Consider the following 14,194-nt stretch of genomic DNA (forward strand, 5'->3'; position numbering starts at 1 on the left):
AACTGAGTCTGTCGTGGGGCTGAGCCCTCACGCTGCGTCGGCGTTATCGCTTGCGCAAAGATCGGACAGCTACACAGAAACGCTGCGAGCACCATCGGCTCTCCCGATGGCTGTCAGACCAGGCCCCAGCTCCGACGTTGGAGCCAGAGATGGTAAGGACGGAGTGCCAGACGGCGATATTAGGTTCGTCTGGATAGAACGACGCTAGATAGAGTACGGCTGGACAAGGACGGCAGAGCAGTGAATACCGCTCAACGAATAGCATTGGAAAGACCCGGACGGTGACGCAGACAGGAAGGAAGCATCAGCGGTCCATGAGACGGAAGTAGATCTGCTCTTGCGGGGGCCAGGCGGCCCCCGCAAGAGGGAAAACGATCAGCGAAGCGCGTCCAGGCCGCGAGCCAGATCAGCCTTGATATCGTCAAGATGTTCGAGCCCGACCGCAATACGAATCAGATTCTCGGAAATCCCGGCGATGGCTTTCTGCTCATCGGACAACCGCCCATGCGTGGTGGTGGCCGGGTGAGTGATGGTGGTCTTGGCATCGCCAAGGTTGCCGGTGATCGATAGCATGCGGGTCGCATCGATCACTGACCAAGCCTGCTCGCGGCCCCCTTTCACCTCGACCCCAAGCACCGCGCCAAAGCCCTGCTGCTGCTCACGCGCGACCTCATGCTGGGGATGGCTTTCCAATCCACTGTAGTGCACGCGCTCCACTGCAGGGTGGGCTTCGAGCCACTGTGCCAACGCCAGCGCAGAGGCGGCGTGGGCCTGCATGCGAAGACTCAAGGTCTCAAGACCCTTGGTAAAGATCCAGGCATTAAAGGGGCTAAGGCACGGCCCACAGGTCCTGACCACGCCAAAGACTTCCTCGAGCTCCTTGTCACGGCCCACCACAGCCCCACCAATCGCTCGCCCCTGGCCGTCCAGGTACTTGGTAGCAGAATGCACTACCAAATCCGCACCTAGTGCGAGTGGACGCTGCAGCGCAGGGGTCAGGAAGCAGTTATCGATGGCCAGCAATGCATCGTGACGATGGGCCAGGTCTGCCAGTGCACGAATGTCCGCCACCTCGGAGAGAGGGTTTGACGGAGTCTCGGCAAACAGCAGGCGAGTCGCCGGCGTGATGGCCGCTTCCCAGGCTGCCAGATCCGACAGCTCGACGTAGCGGGTCTTGATGCCGAACTTGCCCAGATACTTGTCGAACAGACTGACCGTCGACCCGAACAAGGAGCGTGAGGCCACGATCTCATCGCCTGAGGACAGCAATGCCAGCGCCGTGGACAGAATGGCTGCCATGCCAGAACTGGTCGCGACACAGCGCTCGCCGCCTTCCATCGCGGCCAGGCGGCGCTCGAAGGTGCGCACCGTGGGGTTGGTGAAGCGCGAGTAGATATTTCCCGGCTCCTCACCACCAAACTTGCGCGCCGCTTCGGCTGCACTGCCGTAGACAAAGCTCGAGGTGGTGAAAATCGGCTCACCGTGCTCCTGCTCGTGGGTGCGATCGTGCCCTGAGCGAATCGCCAGGGTGTCGATGTTCCACGTATCCTGCGTCGAATCCTGCATCTTGCTCTCCCTGACTGACGGCCGACGACCCCGGCACCGGGCCTGGTCAGGAATCGACCCGGCCCGATGCGCTGGCTATCAGTCTATATCGTCCTGATTGTGCATGCCGACCAGTGCGTGATCTCCGGCACTTTGTTCCTGCTTGGCACCGTCATTACGCGACGCTTCCAACTCGGCCAGGTACGCCTCGTCGATGTCTCCGGTAATGTATTTGCCATCAAACACCGAGCAGTCGAACTCGTCCAGAGCAGGATTGACTTCACGGCAGGCTGCCTTGAGGTCCTCGAGATCCTGGTAGACGATGCGATCGGCACCGATCAGCTCGCCCACTTCGGCCTCGCTGCGCCCGTGGGCAATCAGTTCGTTGGCCGCCGGCATATCAATGCCGTACACGTTGGGATAACGCACGGGCGGTGCGGCAGAGGCAAAGTAGACCTTGTTGGCCCCGGCGTCGCGGGCCATCTGAATGATCTGTTTGCAGGTGGTCCCGCGCACGATGGAGTCATCGACCAGCAGTACGTTCTTGCCCTTGAACTCGACATCGATGGCATTGAGCTTCTGGCGCACGGACTTCTTGCGCTGGGTCTGCCCCGGCATGATGAAGGTACGACCGATATAGCGGTTCTTCATGAACCCTTCCCGGTACGTCACGCCCAGATGCTGTGCCATCTCCAGCGCCGAGGTGCGGGAGGTGTCGGGAATCGGAATGACCACGTCGATATCGTGCTCTGGCCATTCGCTCTTGATGCGATCGGCCAGCTTACGGCCCATCTGCAGGCGCGTGCCATAGACGTAGGCACCGTCCAGCAGAGAGTCGGGGCGAGCCAGATACACATGCTCGAAGATACAAGGCGCCAGCACCGGACGGTCCGCACACAGCTGGGTGTGATAGTTGCCGTCCATGTCCACGAAGATGGCCTCGCCCGGCGCCAGGTCACGCTCAAGCTCAAAGCCACCCACGTCCAACGCAACAGACTCGGACGCAATCATGACTTCCTGGCCGTCACCCTGGTCACGGGTACCAAATACCACGGGGCGAATACCTTGAGGATCACGGAAGGCTACCAGGCCAACGCCGTTGATGACCGCCACCGCGGCATAACCACCGCGGCAACGCCGATGCACGCGACGCACCGCGTCAAAGATATCGCCAGGTTCCAGGTGCGGCCCCTGCTTGCCCAGCTCATGGGCGAACACGTTGAGCAGAACCTCGGAATCGGAGCTGGTGTTGATATGGCGCAGGTCCGACGAGAACAGCTCTTTCTTGAGCTGCTCGGAGTTGGTCAGATTACCGTTGTGAGCGAGCGCCAGCCCGTAAGGAGAGTTGACGTAGAACGGCTGGGACTCGGCCTCGCTGGAAGAACCGGCGGTAGGGTAACGGACATGGCCAATACCCAGATTGCCCTTGAGCCGCGCCATGTGGCGAGTGTGAAACACATCACGAACCAGACCATTGCTCTTGCGCAGCAGGAAACGGCCTTCGTTCCAGGTCATCATGCCCGCCGCGTCCTGACCGCGATGCTGTAGCACCGTCAGAGCGTCGTAGATTGCCTGGTTAACCGCCTGCTTGGCCATCAGGCCGACGATACCGCACATTCAACTTACCTCATTTGCCGTGAAACGCCGGCCGCAAGGCCAGCGCAAGAGTCGTCTGTCACTGCCGAAGTCAGAGCGCCGTACCGTTTGCTCTGCTCGCATCGTCGATGGCAGGTCCTTCTGCCTCACCGCCCGAAGACGGCGAAGATGGTACCGGGGACTGTCCTTGAGAGTGCCCTTCAAACTGTCCTTGAGACGGCGTCTGCATGTCTGGCTGCGGAAGCTCGCGCAGAGACTCGGGGAAATCCGGCAAGCGCCCGTCAAAGTCACTCAGCTGCCCCAGCCCCCAGTCACGCAATTGCTCGAAATGGGGGCGCACGCTGGCGTCTTGCCAGGCCTTCAATTGATCCAGCGGGGTAAATCCGATCAGCAGCGTCACAAGGGTCAGCACGGCTGTCGCCTTCACCCCGCCAAACACTGCGCCGGTGAGTCGGTTGAGAAACCCCGCCCCGACCCACTCCACCGCTGCCTGCACCATGCGGATCAGAATACCCCCGACCAGGATGGTAACGATGATGATCAACACGAAGGCGACGATCAGGCGGCCGTCCGGGCTCTCTATCCACTTGCCCAATAGATCGGCAACGGGCTCGGAAAACATCCGCGCCGCCAACAGGGCCACGATCCAGCTCGCCAGGCCAAGCGCTTCCCTGACCAAGCCTCGCACGAAGCCCGCGCCCACTGCCAAGGCCAGTGCCGCCACAAATACCCAGTCCACCCAGGTCGCAAGCATCAGCTATCCACCTTGACCAGCAAGCCCTGAAGGTTCTCACGAGACTTGAGCTCGCCCATGACCCCCTCGGCATCTTCCGAGGCCGCAAAAGGCCCCACGTAGACGGTTGTCAGCGAGTTGCTGCGGGCACGCGAGTAGGCAGGATAACCTTGATCGCGCAGCTTGTTCATCAGTCGATCAGCATTGGCGGACTCACCGAAACTGCCCACCTGAACGGCCCATTCACCGCCCTGCACCGCGGACGTGGCGGCGCGACCCTCTCGCTGATCCGCCTGGCGCGCCAAGGCAGCGATGGGGTCTTCAGCAGGTTCCTGACGCGGCGAGTCGGTGGAGGAAGACGACGTGGAAGCAGAGGACGAAGCGCCCTGGCCTGCCCCATTCTGGCGATCGGCGTCGGCGTTGGTGCCGGCAGTCACCTGCTCTGCGGGCCCCGGGTCAACCTGTGACTGGGTGGACGCATTGGCGCTGTTCTGCTGCTCACCCGATGAGGCTGACTCGTTGGCCCCCAGCGTGCTGGGCGGCGTGGGGTCCGCCACATCACGGCGCTCTACGTCCACTGGAGGGTCGATGGTCAGCACCGGCTCGGGCCGCTGCTGCTCTGACTCCGGCTCATCGAACAACAGGGGAATAAAGATGACACCCAAGGCCACCACGATGATGATTCCGCTAACGCGCTCGCGCATTCCGTATTTCATGTCGCTCCCTCGCAGGCATTGCCGGTTCCGGTCTGTCGGTCGCTCTGACGCTCCCCCTGACATTCCCTCTGACGTTCCCACCTCGCCAGTATGGCAGCAACGGTGAAGAAGGAACCGGTGACCAGAACGTCATCCGCTTCGCCGAAGCGCGATTCAAGCCAGTCCGCCCCTGCGTCAGGCGTGTCAGCCTGGTGCATCACGACGCCTCCCAGCTGTTCAATGCGCGCGGCCAGGTCCTGGCTGGGGCGACCTCGCGCCCCCTCGAGAGTCACCGGGACCCAACCGTCGACCACCGGCGCCAGCTCAGCCAGGACGCCATCGGCATCCTTGTCCTCCAGCATACCGATCAGGCACCACAGGCGCCCGCTTGGCTCGTCACCCCCTAAGGCGTGTCGACGGCTGTGGAGACGAGTGGCCAGGTAGGCGGCGGCATGAGGGTTGTGGCCGACATCCAGGCACCAGCGACCCTGCCACTGCATGCGCCCCGGTAGCGATACCTGGGCAAACGCGGCTTGGCAGGCCGATGCCTCCAGACTGCCCCGGGCCAGCCACAGCGCCTGTAGCGCACTGGCGGCATTATCCCGCGGCAAGCCCGGGTCGGGTAGATTTCCCACGCGAACCGTCGCGCCGTCCAACGCAGTGCCCTGCCAGGACCAGCTGGCACCGCTGTCCTGCTGGGTGACTGAACCAGAGGGCGACTGGGGAGTCGACGGATACGAGGCGTGTTGGAACGCCTGGCCAAGGGCGAAGACTGTCGCACCAATGCGGGCAGCATGCCCCGGCACGCTGTCGGGTAGAGCGGTACTACCGAGCACGGCGGGCTTGCCGGAACGCATGATGCCGGCCTTCTCGCGGCCAATCACGGTGATATCGTTGCCGAGAAACGCCGCATGGTCCTGGGCCACGGTAGTGACCACGGCCACATCCGGGTCGACCACATTGACGGCATCCAGCCGCCCTCCCAGACCCACCTCAAGAACGGCCAGCTGAGGCTTGGCTTGGGCGATGGTCCACAGCGCCGCCAGGGTTCCCACTTCAAAATAGGTGAGGCTGACCGGCGTTGGCGACAGACGGGCCTGCTCAACCCGAGCAAAACCCTCCATCAACACCGCATCGCTGGCCTCACGCCCGTCGAGGCGCAGGCGCTCGTTGTACCGCACCAGATGCGGCGAGGTGTACGCCGCCGTCGTCATCCCGTGGGCCCGCCCCAAGGCTTCCAGCATGGCCACGGTGGACCCCTTGCCGTTGGTGCCGGCCACTGTAATCACAGCCTCGGCGATGGGCTCAGCGGTCAGCCCAAGCCTGCCGGCGACCGCGGCAACGCGCTCGAGACCGAGGTCGATGCCCACAGGGTGGGCAGCTTCCAGCCGAGCCAGCCAAGCGTCCAGAGTGGTGGGAAGGGCGTGCTCGTCCATGAATCAGCGCGGAGCGTCCTGGGGACGGTCAGCGTGGCTGTCCTCCGACGCAGACCCGACATCCTCATCGTCCACTGCACGCAGAGCCTCTGGCTGTGGCGCGTCGGCCATGGCCAGGTTGCGCTCGGCTGCCTCGGCGGCATCCACCAGGTCGGGCGCATCCTCATCCGGCAAGCCTGCCGCCGGTTGATGGGTCAGCTTGCGTAGTACTCCACCGATACGGGCCCGCATGTCATGGCGATGGATAATCATGTCGACGGTGCCGTGCTCGAGCAGAAACTCGCTGCGCTGGAAGCCTTCAGGCAGCTTTTCGCGCACGGTCTGTTCGATAACGCGGGGCCCGGCAAAGCCGATCAGCGCGTTCGGCTCGGCCACGTTCAGGTCGCCCAGCATGGCCAGGGAGGCAGACACGCCGCCGAAGACCGGATCGGTCAGCACCGAAATGTAAGGCACACCCGCCTGCTTCAGGCGCTCCAGAGCGGCAGAGGTCTTGGCCATCTGCATCAACGAGAACAGCGCTTCCTGCATGCGCGCACCGCCGGAGGCAGAAAAACATACCAGCGGCTGGCCCTGCTCCAGGGCAATGGTCGCGGCACGCACGAACTTTTCACCCACCACGGCGCCCATGGACCCGCCCATGAAGGTGAACTCGAAGGCCACCGCCACCACCGGGATGCCATCCAACGAACCGCGCATGGCGATCAGGGCGTCATTTTCGCCGGTATCCTTCTGGGCCGCCGCCAGCCGGTCCTTGTACTTCTTGGAGTCACGAAACTTGAGACGATCTACCGGCTCCAGGTCAGCGGCAATCTCTTCGCGACCTTCCTTGTCGAGGAACCAGTCCAGGCGCTTGCGTGCCGTCAGGCGCAGATGATGGTCACACTTCGGGCACACATTGTGATGCTTTTCGAGTTCGGGCAAGTACAGTACCGACTCGCACTTGGGGCACTTGCGCCACAAGCCATCCGGCACGCTCGCCCGACGATCCTTGCGCTGAATGCGGCCCACCGAGGGCACAATCTTGTCTAGCCAGCTCATGTCAGAAGTCTTCCGTTGCAACGGCCGCCGGCCATGGCCGACGACAGGGTCGAATCTCTACCCTGGATGCCTGTCAGGCGTCCAGGGCATGGCGTATCTCTGTCATCACCGCCTTAATCTCGGCGATGGCGTCATGAGGAGCGTCACAGTGTTCAGCAATGCGCGATACCAGGGCGCTGCCGACGATCACACCATCGGCGACCTTGGCCACCTCTGCTGCAGAGGCCCCATCCCGAATGCCGAAGCCGACGCACAGCGGCAGATCGGTCAGCTGCCGCAGGGGCGCCAGATGCGCCGCTACGTCGTCAGCATTGAGTCGCGCCGAACCAGTCACTCCCTTAAGCGACACATAGTAGAGATACCCATGCGCGTGGGCGCATATTGTAGCGGCACGCTCAGGTGAAGTGGTAGGGGCGACGAGAAAGATTGGCGACAAATCCTCAGCTTCCAGCAGCGGGCCAAGCTCGTCTGCCTCTTCCGGGGGCATGTCGACCACCAGCACGCCATCGACACCGGCGGCACGTGCCTCCCGTGCGAAGCGCTCGATCCCGAGGCGCTCGATAGGATTGAGATAGCCCATCAATACCACCGGCGTCTCCTGGTCACGCTGGCGGAAGGTAGCGACCATCTCCAGCAGGTCCACCAGGCGGGTACCATGCTTCAACGCCCGCTCACAGGCCTTCTGAATCACCGGACCATCGGCCATGGGGTCGCTGAATGGGACGCCGAGCTCAATGACATCGGCGCCCGACTCAACCAGTGCGTGCATATAGTCCACGGTCACGCCAGGCACCGGGTCGCCCCCGGTAATATAGGGCACCAGCGCCTTGCGGCCCTGCTCGGCGAGAGAACGAAACCGCTGTTCGATTCGAGACATGGGATCCCCTTGTGCTTCCTTAAAGGTCGATACCGTCGATCTTGGCGACAGTGAGGATGTCCTTGTCACCGCGTCCGGACAGGTTGACCACAATATTCTGGTCGGGTGACATGGTCCGCGCCAACACCTTGGCATGGGCCAGGGCGTGGGCCGATTCCAGCGCTGGCATGATGCCTTCCACATGGGTCAGTTCACGAAAGGCCTCGAGCACCGCGTCGTCATTGGCGGCCACATAGTTAACCCTGCCCACGTCCTTCCACAGCGCGTGCTCGGGACCGACACCGGGGTAATCCAGCCCGGCCGAAATCGAATGCGTGTCGCTGACCTGGCCTCCTTCATCGGACATCAGGTAGGTACGATTACCGTGGAGTACGCCGCGAGGTGCGCCGGATGCCAGGGGCGCCGCATGACGGCCGCTGTCCAGGCCATCGCCACCCGCCTCGACGCCGTACATCTGCACGCCATCATCCTCGACGAAGGGATAAAACAGGCCCATCGCATTGGAGCCACCGCCTACACAGGCCACCAGGGCGTCGGGCAGACGACCAAATTCGTCCAGCGACTGCTGCCTGGCTTCCCGTCCGACCACGGCGTTGAAGTCGCGCACCAGCTGCGGATAAGGGTGAGGGCCTGCCACGGTGCCGATGATGTAGAAGGTATCATCGACGTTGGTGACCCAGTCTCTCAACGCTTCGTTCATGGCGTCCTTGAGCGTCCGCGTGCCCGACGTCACCGGGATCACGTTGGCCCCCAGCAGACGCATGCGATAGACGTTGAGCTTTTGCCGCTCCGTATCAGCCTCACCCATATAGACATCACAGCGCAGCCCAAGCCGCGCCGCCACGGTAGCGGTCGCCACGCCATGCTGGCCTGCTCCGGTCTCGGCAATCACCCTTGGCTTGCCGCTCTTCTTGGCCAGCAGCGCCTGGCCGATGGTGTTGTTCACCTTATGGGCGCCGGTGTGGTTCAAGTCTTCACGCTTCAACCAGATCTGTGCGCCACCCAGTTGCTGCGACCAGCGACGAGCGTGATACAGCGGCGACGGCCGGCCCACGTAATGGGCGAGGTCATGATCGAATTCAGCCTGAAAATCAGGGTCGTTCTTGAGGCTCTGATAGGTGCGGTCCAGCTCATCCAGGGCGAAGCTCAAGGTCTCGGATACGAAACGCCCGCCGTAGGCCCCGTAATGGCCCCTGGCATCTGGCCAGCGGGACAGCTCACTGAACTTGCTCATGTCGGACTCCTTCAGAGTTGTCTATTGGGCTCTGCGTCTTTGGCATGTAGCAACACCCCCGCCCCTTCGGCGACGACTGTTGCCCCCAAGCAAGCGCCCGTCTTGAGCGCCCTTCCTAGACGCTTGTCTGGTTCGCGACCCTGTCGCCCAATGCCACCGCATTGACGAAGGCACGCATCCGCCCAGCATCCTTGATCGCGGCAGCACTTTCGATGCCCCCCGACACATCCACCGCATGGGGCCTCACCTGGCGGATCGCCTGGCTGACGTTGTCGTCGGACAAACCGCCCGCGAGGATAACAGCTTTACCCAGCCCTGGTGGAATTCGGCTCCAGTCGAAAGTATCACCGGTACCACCTGGCACACCTGGGCGGTAGGCATCGAGCAGCAGCCCCCGGGCGCTGTCGTAGCAGCGTGCGGCGGCGTGAACATCCAGCCCGTCACGCATTCTCAGGGCCTTGATATAGGCACGATCATAGCGCTCGCACTCGGCGGCGGACTCATCACCGTGAAATTGCAGCAGGTCCAGCCATGGCAGGGCCCGACTCACCTCTTCCGGGGCGGCATCGACAAACAGCCCCACCCGCGTAATGAACGCCGGCACCCGAGTCGACAAGCGCGCCAGCTGATCCACGTCGACGGCCCGCTTGCTGCCCGCCCACAGTACGAAACCGATGGCATCAGCACCCAACGCCACGGCGGCGTCGACGTCCTGTTCCCGGGTGAGGCCGCAGAACTTGACCCGAGTACGCTGCATTGCTGCTGTCATGACCTTTCCTCAGACGTCTTGGACGGTGCTCCATCCAGCTCCTCGGCGCGAACGGCTCGGCGTGTCTCGGCAATCGGGCGGCCACGTCGGAACTCGACCATCGGACAGTCCGGCAAGGGACGCTCACCGGTCCACTCGCCCAGAAAGGCCAGTAGGTTGGGCCCCAGAGGCTCCGCCGGTAACTGCCACTGCTCATCATACAGGGTGTCGACAAAGTGCAAGCCGCAGCCGGGGGCGGTGACGTCACTCTTCTGGCGGTCGCGCAACGCCAACAGCCGCTGAATATAGTCGGTGCCCTGCTCGCCACGTCCAACGGTGACCAGCGCGCCAACGATGTTACGGACCATGTGATGCAGGAACGCATTGGCCTGCAGGTCGACCACCACCAGCGGGCCATGCCGATGGACTTCTATGAAGTGCAAGTGCCGCCAGGGCGTCTTGGATTGGCAGCCAGCCGCGCGAAAGCTTGAGAAGTCATGCTCGCCTACCAGAGCCTGGGCAGCCACGTGCATGGCGTCCGCATTCAGAGGGTCACGGCACCAGGTGGCATTGGCACGCTCCAGCACCGGCCGACTGGGCTGATTCAAGATCACGTACCGGTAGCGACGGGCCAGCGCCTTGAACCGGGAGTGAAACTCATCCGGCACCTGACGAATCCAGCGGATGGCGATATCGCGAGGAAGGTTGGCGTTACCGCCAAACACCCAGGCCTTTTCCGAACGCTGCACAGGCGGATCAAAGTGGGCGATCTGCCGCGTGGCATGCACGCCCGAGTCAGTGCGGCCGCTACAGTGCAAGGTGATCGGTGCGCCCGCCACCTTGGCCAGCGCCGCCTCTACTGCGCCCTGAACAGAGGGCGCGTGCTTGAGCCGCTGCCAGCCACAGTAATGGGTTCCATCGTACTCAACGCTGAGCGCGAGCCGACCCTCCATGGGAGTACGTTCGTCAAGGTGATGAAAGAAGGACATACGACCTGCAAGCCGAAGAAAGCGGTGGCCACGCAGGAATCTGCGCGAATGAGAGGTGCATTATCCCTTAACCGCTCGGTGACGACCAGCCTTGCCACAGGCAGGCGCTGCGACCAGCGCATCTTGCTCGAGGAGCGTCCGTCTGGTCGACCAACCGGGGCACTCCAGACCGTGACGATGCAGCCGAGAAACGACATCGGGGCACCCTGAGGTGCCCCGATACGTTTCACTACCTTATCCACTGCCTTGACGCCAGTCTTAGCGTTCGCGCAGCACCTTGAGCATCCGCTTGAGCGGCTCGGCGGCCCCCCACAGCAGCTGGTCACCCACGCTGAAGGCGCTGAGATACTCGCCGCCCATGTTCAGCTTGCGCAGACGTCCCACCGGGATGTTCAACGTGCCGGTTGCCGCGGTCGGCGTCAGCCCGTCGATGGTGGCGTCCTTGTCATTGGGAATGACGCTGACCCACTCGTTGTGGGCAGCAATGCGCTCTTCGATCTCATCCAGCGGCACATCCTGGCGCAGCTTGATGGTGAACGCCTGGCTGTGGGAGCGCATGGCACCGATACGGACGCACAGACCATCGATCGGCACCGGCGTGTCCTGGCGACCGAGAATCTTGTTGGTCTCGACGAAGCCCTTCCACTCCTCGCGGCTCTGACCGTTGTCGAGCTTGGAGTCGATCCACGGCAACAGGCTACCGGCCAGCGGCGCACCAAAGTTGTCCGTCGGAATCTCGCCGGAGCGCATGGCCGCAGTGACCTTGCGATCGATATCCAGAATCGCGCTGGCGGGATCGGCCAGCTCGCTGGCCACGCTGTCACGCAATCCGCCCATCTGGTTGAGCAGTTCGCGCATGTGCTTGGCACCGGAGCCTGACGCCGCCTGATAGGTCATGGACGTCATCCATTCGATCATATCGGCTTCGAACAGACCGCCAAGGCCCATCAGCATCAAGCTGACGGTGCAGTTACCGCCGACAAAGGTCTTCGCGCCAGCATCAAGCTGAGCGTCAATCACCTTGCGGTTGACCGGATCAAGCACGATGGTGGCATCATCGCTCATGCGCAGGGTGCTGGCAGCATCAATCCAGTAGCCCTTCCAGCCACCGCCACGCAGGTCCTCATAGACCTTCTTGGTGTAGTCACCGCCCTGACAGGTGATGATCACGTCCAGCGCCTTCAACGCCTCGATATCGAAGGCGTCTTTCAGCGGAGGCACGTCCACACCTACGTCGGGGCCGGCCTGACCAACCTGGGAGGTGGTGAAGAACACCGGCTCGATGCCGTTGAAATCCCCATCTTCCACCATCCGCTGCATGAGCACGGAACCCACCATGCCACGCCAACCGACGAAACCGACTTTCAACATGTGAAGTCCTCTAGAAATCGAGTGAGACAATCATTATACAGAAACCGGCAGCACCTTTCAGATGCTGCCGGTAGGCTTTCCGCTTCACCTTCGCGAGACGCCGATGGCCCCTCGCTCAGCGTTGTGTTCCGCTCTCGCTCAGTCCAGTGCGGCGAGCACCGCGTCACCCATCTCGGCGGTGCTGACCTGGCGGGTGCCCGGATAGGCGATATCCGCCGTGCGAAGCCCCTGATCCAGCACCTTGCCCACCGCCGCCTCGATGCGCTCAGCCATGGCTGGCTCATTAAGAGAGTAGCGCAACATCATCGCCACCGACAGAATCGTGGCGAGCGGGTTGGCAATGCCCTTGCCGGCGATATCCGGAGCACTACCGTGACAAGGCTCGTACATGCCCTGACCGGATTCATTGAGAGACGCTGAAGGCAGCATGCCGATGGATCCCGTCAGCATGGCGGCGGCGTCCGACAGAATATCGCCGAACATGTTGCCGGTTACCACCACATCAAACTGCTTGGGCGCACGCACCAGCTGCATGGCCGCGTTGTCCACGTACATGTGGGACAGCTCGACATCGGGATACTCTGGTGCCAGACGCTCCATGACCTCACGCCACAGAATGGTGACTTCCAGCACGTTGGCCTTGTCCACGCTGCACAGTTTCTTGCCGCGCTTCTGAGCCATCTCGAACGCGACACGCCCGATGCGCTCGATCTCGCTTTCGCTGTACACATAGGTATTGAAACCGACCCGCTCACCGCCACGTTCTTCGACACCACGGGGCTGACCGAAGTAGATCCCGCCCGTCAGTTCACGCACGATCATGATGTCGAGCCCAGACACAACGTCAGGCTTGAGCGTTGAGGCTTCTGCCAGCTGCGGATACAGGATCGCGGGGCGCAGGTTGCCGAACAGGCCCAGCTCCTTGCGCAGGCCCAAGAGCCCCTTCTCCGGGCGCTTGCTGAGGTCCTCGATGGTATCCCACTGAGGGCCTCCCACCGCCCCCAGCAGAATGGCGTCGGCCTGTCGCGCCTTGGACAGCGTCTCGTCAGGCAGCGGCACCCCATGCACGTCATAGGCACCACCACCCACCAGCCCCTGCTCGACCTCGACGTCCAGCCCTTTCGCCTTCAGGGCGTCCAGCACGCGAGTGGCCTGGGCGGTAATTTCCGGTCCGATGCCATCACCGGGAAGGACAAGAATCTTGCGGGTCATAACCATGTATTCCTGAGACAGTGCAAACAGTCACCCGGCCTGCTCCAGGCCGGGCGGTAAATCGCCTAGGCCTTGGCGGGCTCGCGGAACAGCCACGGACGAGCGGCCCGATGGCGAGACTCAAAGGCCGCGATGGCGTCTTCATCCTGGAGGGTGATGCCAATGTCATCCAGCCCTTCAAGCAGACAGTGCTTACGGAACGCATCTACCTCGAACTCGAGAATCTCGCCACTGGGTGTCGTCACCCGCTGGTGCTCAAGATCCACATCGAGGCAGTACCCCTCGTTGGCGTGCACTTCAGCAAACAGACGATCCACCTGATCTTCACTCAACGTGATCAACAGGATGCCGTTCTTGAAGGCATTGTTGTAGAAGATATCGGCAAAGCTCGGCGCGATGACAACGCGGAAGCCGAAGTCCTCCAGCGCCCAGGGCGCATGCTCGCGCGAACTCCCGCAACCAAAGTTACGGCGCGCAAGCAACACCTTGGCCCCCTGGTAGCGCGGCTGATTGAGCACGAAGTCCGGATTCAAGGGACGCTGACTGACGTCCTGACCCGGCTGCCCTTCGTCCAGGTAGCGCAGTTCGTCAAACAAGTTGACGCCAAAGCCGGTGCGCTTGATCGACTTGAGAAACTGCTTGGGAATAATCAGGTCGGTGTCGACATTGGCGCGATCCATTGGCGCCACCAGACCTTCGAGGCGTTCGAACTTTTGCATG

Annotated in this window: 13 protein-coding genes; all 13 read right to left on the reverse strand. The window is 62.5% G+C overall.

Annotation, left to right across the window (positions count from 1 at the left end; genetic code table 11):
• Positions 1 to 375 precede the first annotated feature (375 nt).
• The 13 genes from KUV45_RS16580 to leuD all read right to left on the reverse strand — a co-directional run bounded on the left by KUV45_RS16580 (position 376) and on the right by leuD (position 14,193).
• A complete protein-coding gene (locus KUV45_RS16580; protein ID WP_222163415.1) occupies positions 376 to 1,566 on the reverse strand; it encodes an O-succinylhomoserine sulfhydrylase in 1,191 nt (396 codons plus the stop codon).
• 78 nt (positions 1,567 to 1,644) lie between these two features.
• Positions 1,645 to 3,162, reverse strand: a complete 1,518-nt coding sequence (gene purF, locus KUV45_RS16585; protein ID WP_206943213.1) for an amidophosphoribosyltransferase — start codon at positions 3,160 to 3,162, stop codon at positions 1,645 to 1,647.
• A gap of 70 nt (positions 3,163 to 3,232) precedes the next feature.
• Positions 3,233 to 3,895, reverse strand: coding sequence for a CvpA family protein (locus tag KUV45_RS16590; RefSeq protein WP_222163417.1), 663 nt, complete (start codon positions 3,893 to 3,895; stop codon positions 3,233 to 3,235).
• On the reverse strand, positions 3,895 to 4,590 hold the full coding sequence (locus KUV45_RS16595; protein ID WP_222163419.1) for an SPOR domain-containing protein: 696 nt from the start codon (positions 4,588 to 4,590) through the stop codon (positions 3,895 to 3,897). Before KUV45_RS16595 ends, KUV45_RS16590 begins: the two co-directional genes overlap by 1 nt.
• Complete coding sequence (locus KUV45_RS16600; RefSeq protein WP_222163421.1) at positions 4,587 to 6,005, reverse strand: folylpolyglutamate synthase/dihydrofolate synthase family protein; 1,419 nt, start codon at positions 6,003 to 6,005, stop codon at positions 4,587 to 4,589. The genes KUV45_RS16595 and KUV45_RS16600 overlap by 4 nt, the downstream gene beginning before the upstream one ends.
• 3 nt (positions 6,006 to 6,008) lie before the next feature.
• Complete coding sequence (accD, locus tag KUV45_RS16605; protein ID WP_224852069.1) at positions 6,009 to 7,043, reverse strand: acetyl-CoA carboxylase, carboxyltransferase subunit beta; 1,035 nt, start codon at positions 7,041 to 7,043, stop codon at positions 6,009 to 6,011.
• 73 nt (positions 7,044 to 7,116) lie between these two features.
• Positions 7,117 to 7,920 (reverse strand): tryptophan synthase subunit alpha, encoded by an 804-nt coding sequence (gene trpA / locus KUV45_RS16610; RefSeq protein ID WP_206943223.1) that lies wholly within the window; start codon positions 7,918 to 7,920, stop codon positions 7,117 to 7,119.
• Positions 7,921 to 7,939: 19 nt separating this feature from the next.
• Positions 7,940 to 9,154 (reverse strand): tryptophan synthase subunit beta, encoded by a 1,215-nt coding sequence (trpB, locus tag KUV45_RS16615; protein ID WP_222163422.1) that lies wholly within the window; start codon positions 9,152 to 9,154, stop codon positions 7,940 to 7,942.
• Between the two features lie 115 nt (positions 9,155 to 9,269).
• A complete protein-coding gene (locus KUV45_RS16620) occupies positions 9,270 to 9,923 on the reverse strand; it encodes a phosphoribosylanthranilate isomerase (protein ID WP_222163424.1) in 654 nt (217 codons plus the stop codon).
• Positions 9,920 to 10,891 carry a tRNA pseudouridine(38-40) synthase TruA gene (truA, locus tag KUV45_RS16625; RefSeq protein WP_206943229.1) on the reverse strand — a complete coding sequence of 324 codons (972 nt, stop codon included), beginning with the start codon at positions 10,889 to 10,891 and terminating at the stop codon, positions 9,920 to 9,922. The genes KUV45_RS16620 and truA overlap by 4 nt, the downstream gene beginning before the upstream one ends.
• Positions 10,892 to 11,149: 258 nt before the next feature.
• Positions 11,150 to 12,262 (reverse strand): aspartate-semialdehyde dehydrogenase, encoded by a 1,113-nt coding sequence (asd, locus tag KUV45_RS16630; RefSeq protein ID WP_222163425.1) that lies wholly within the window; start codon positions 12,260 to 12,262, stop codon positions 11,150 to 11,152.
• A gap of 138 nt (positions 12,263 to 12,400) precedes the next feature.
• On the reverse strand, positions 12,401 to 13,474 hold the full coding sequence (leuB, locus tag KUV45_RS16635; RefSeq protein WP_206943232.1) for a 3-isopropylmalate dehydrogenase: 1,074 nt from the start codon (positions 13,472 to 13,474) through the stop codon (positions 12,401 to 12,403).
• A 65-nt stretch (positions 13,475 to 13,539) separates the two neighbouring features.
• A complete protein-coding gene (gene leuD / locus KUV45_RS16640; RefSeq protein ID WP_222163427.1) occupies positions 13,540 to 14,193 on the reverse strand; it encodes a 3-isopropylmalate dehydratase small subunit in 654 nt (217 codons plus the stop codon).
• Position 14,194: the final 1 nt, after the last annotated feature.

It is taken from the genome of Halomonas sp. DP3Y7-2 (assembly GCF_019800795.1).
In the GTDB taxonomy this organism is placed as follows: Bacteria; Pseudomonadota; Gammaproteobacteria; order Pseudomonadales; family Halomonadaceae; genus Halomonas; species Halomonas litopenaei_A.

Coding starts and splice junctions, on each gene's coding strand:
- KUV45_RS16580 (WP_222163415.1), bottom strand. CDS start 1,566: ATGCAGGATTCGACGCAGGATACGTGGAACATCGACACCCTGGCGATT.
- purF (WP_206943213.1), bottom strand. CDS start 3,162: ATGTGCGGTATCGTCGGCCTGATGGCCAAGCAGGCGGTTAACCAGGCA.
- KUV45_RS16590 (WP_222163417.1), bottom strand. CDS start 3,895: ATGCTTGCGACCTGGGTGGACTGGGTATTTGTGGCGGCACTGGCCTTG.
- KUV45_RS16595 (WP_222163419.1), bottom strand. CDS start 4,590: ATGAAATACGGAATGCGCGAGCGCGTTAGCGGAATCATCATCGTGGTG.
- KUV45_RS16600 (WP_222163421.1), bottom strand. CDS start 6,005: ATGGACGAGCACGCCCTTCCCACCACTCTGGACGCTTGGCTGGCTCGG.
- accD (WP_224852069.1), bottom strand. CDS start 7,043: ATGAGCTGGCTAGACAAGATTGTGCCCTCGGTGGGCCGCATTCAGCGC.
- trpA (WP_206943223.1), bottom strand. CDS start 7,920: ATGTCTCGAATCGAACAGCGGTTTCGTTCTCTCGCCGAGCAGGGCCGC.
- trpB (WP_222163422.1), bottom strand. CDS start 9,154: ATGAGCAAGTTCAGTGAGCTGTCCCGCTGGCCAGATGCCAGGGGCCAT.
- KUV45_RS16620 (WP_222163424.1), bottom strand. CDS start 9,923: ATGACAGCAGCAATGCAGCGTACTCGGGTCAAGTTCTGCGGCCTCACC.
- truA (WP_206943229.1), bottom strand. CDS start 10,891: ATGTCCTTCTTTCATCACCTTGACGAACGTACTCCCATGGAGGGTCGG.
- asd (WP_222163425.1), bottom strand. CDS start 12,262: ATGTTGAAAGTCGGTTTCGTCGGTTGGCGTGGCATGGTGGGTTCCGTG.
- leuB (WP_206943232.1), bottom strand. CDS start 13,474: ATGACCCGCAAGATTCTTGTCCTTCCCGGTGATGGCATCGGACCGGAA.
- leuD (WP_222163427.1), bottom strand. CDS start 14,193: ATGCAAAAGTTCGAACGCCTCGAAGGTCTGGTGGCGCCAATGGATCGC.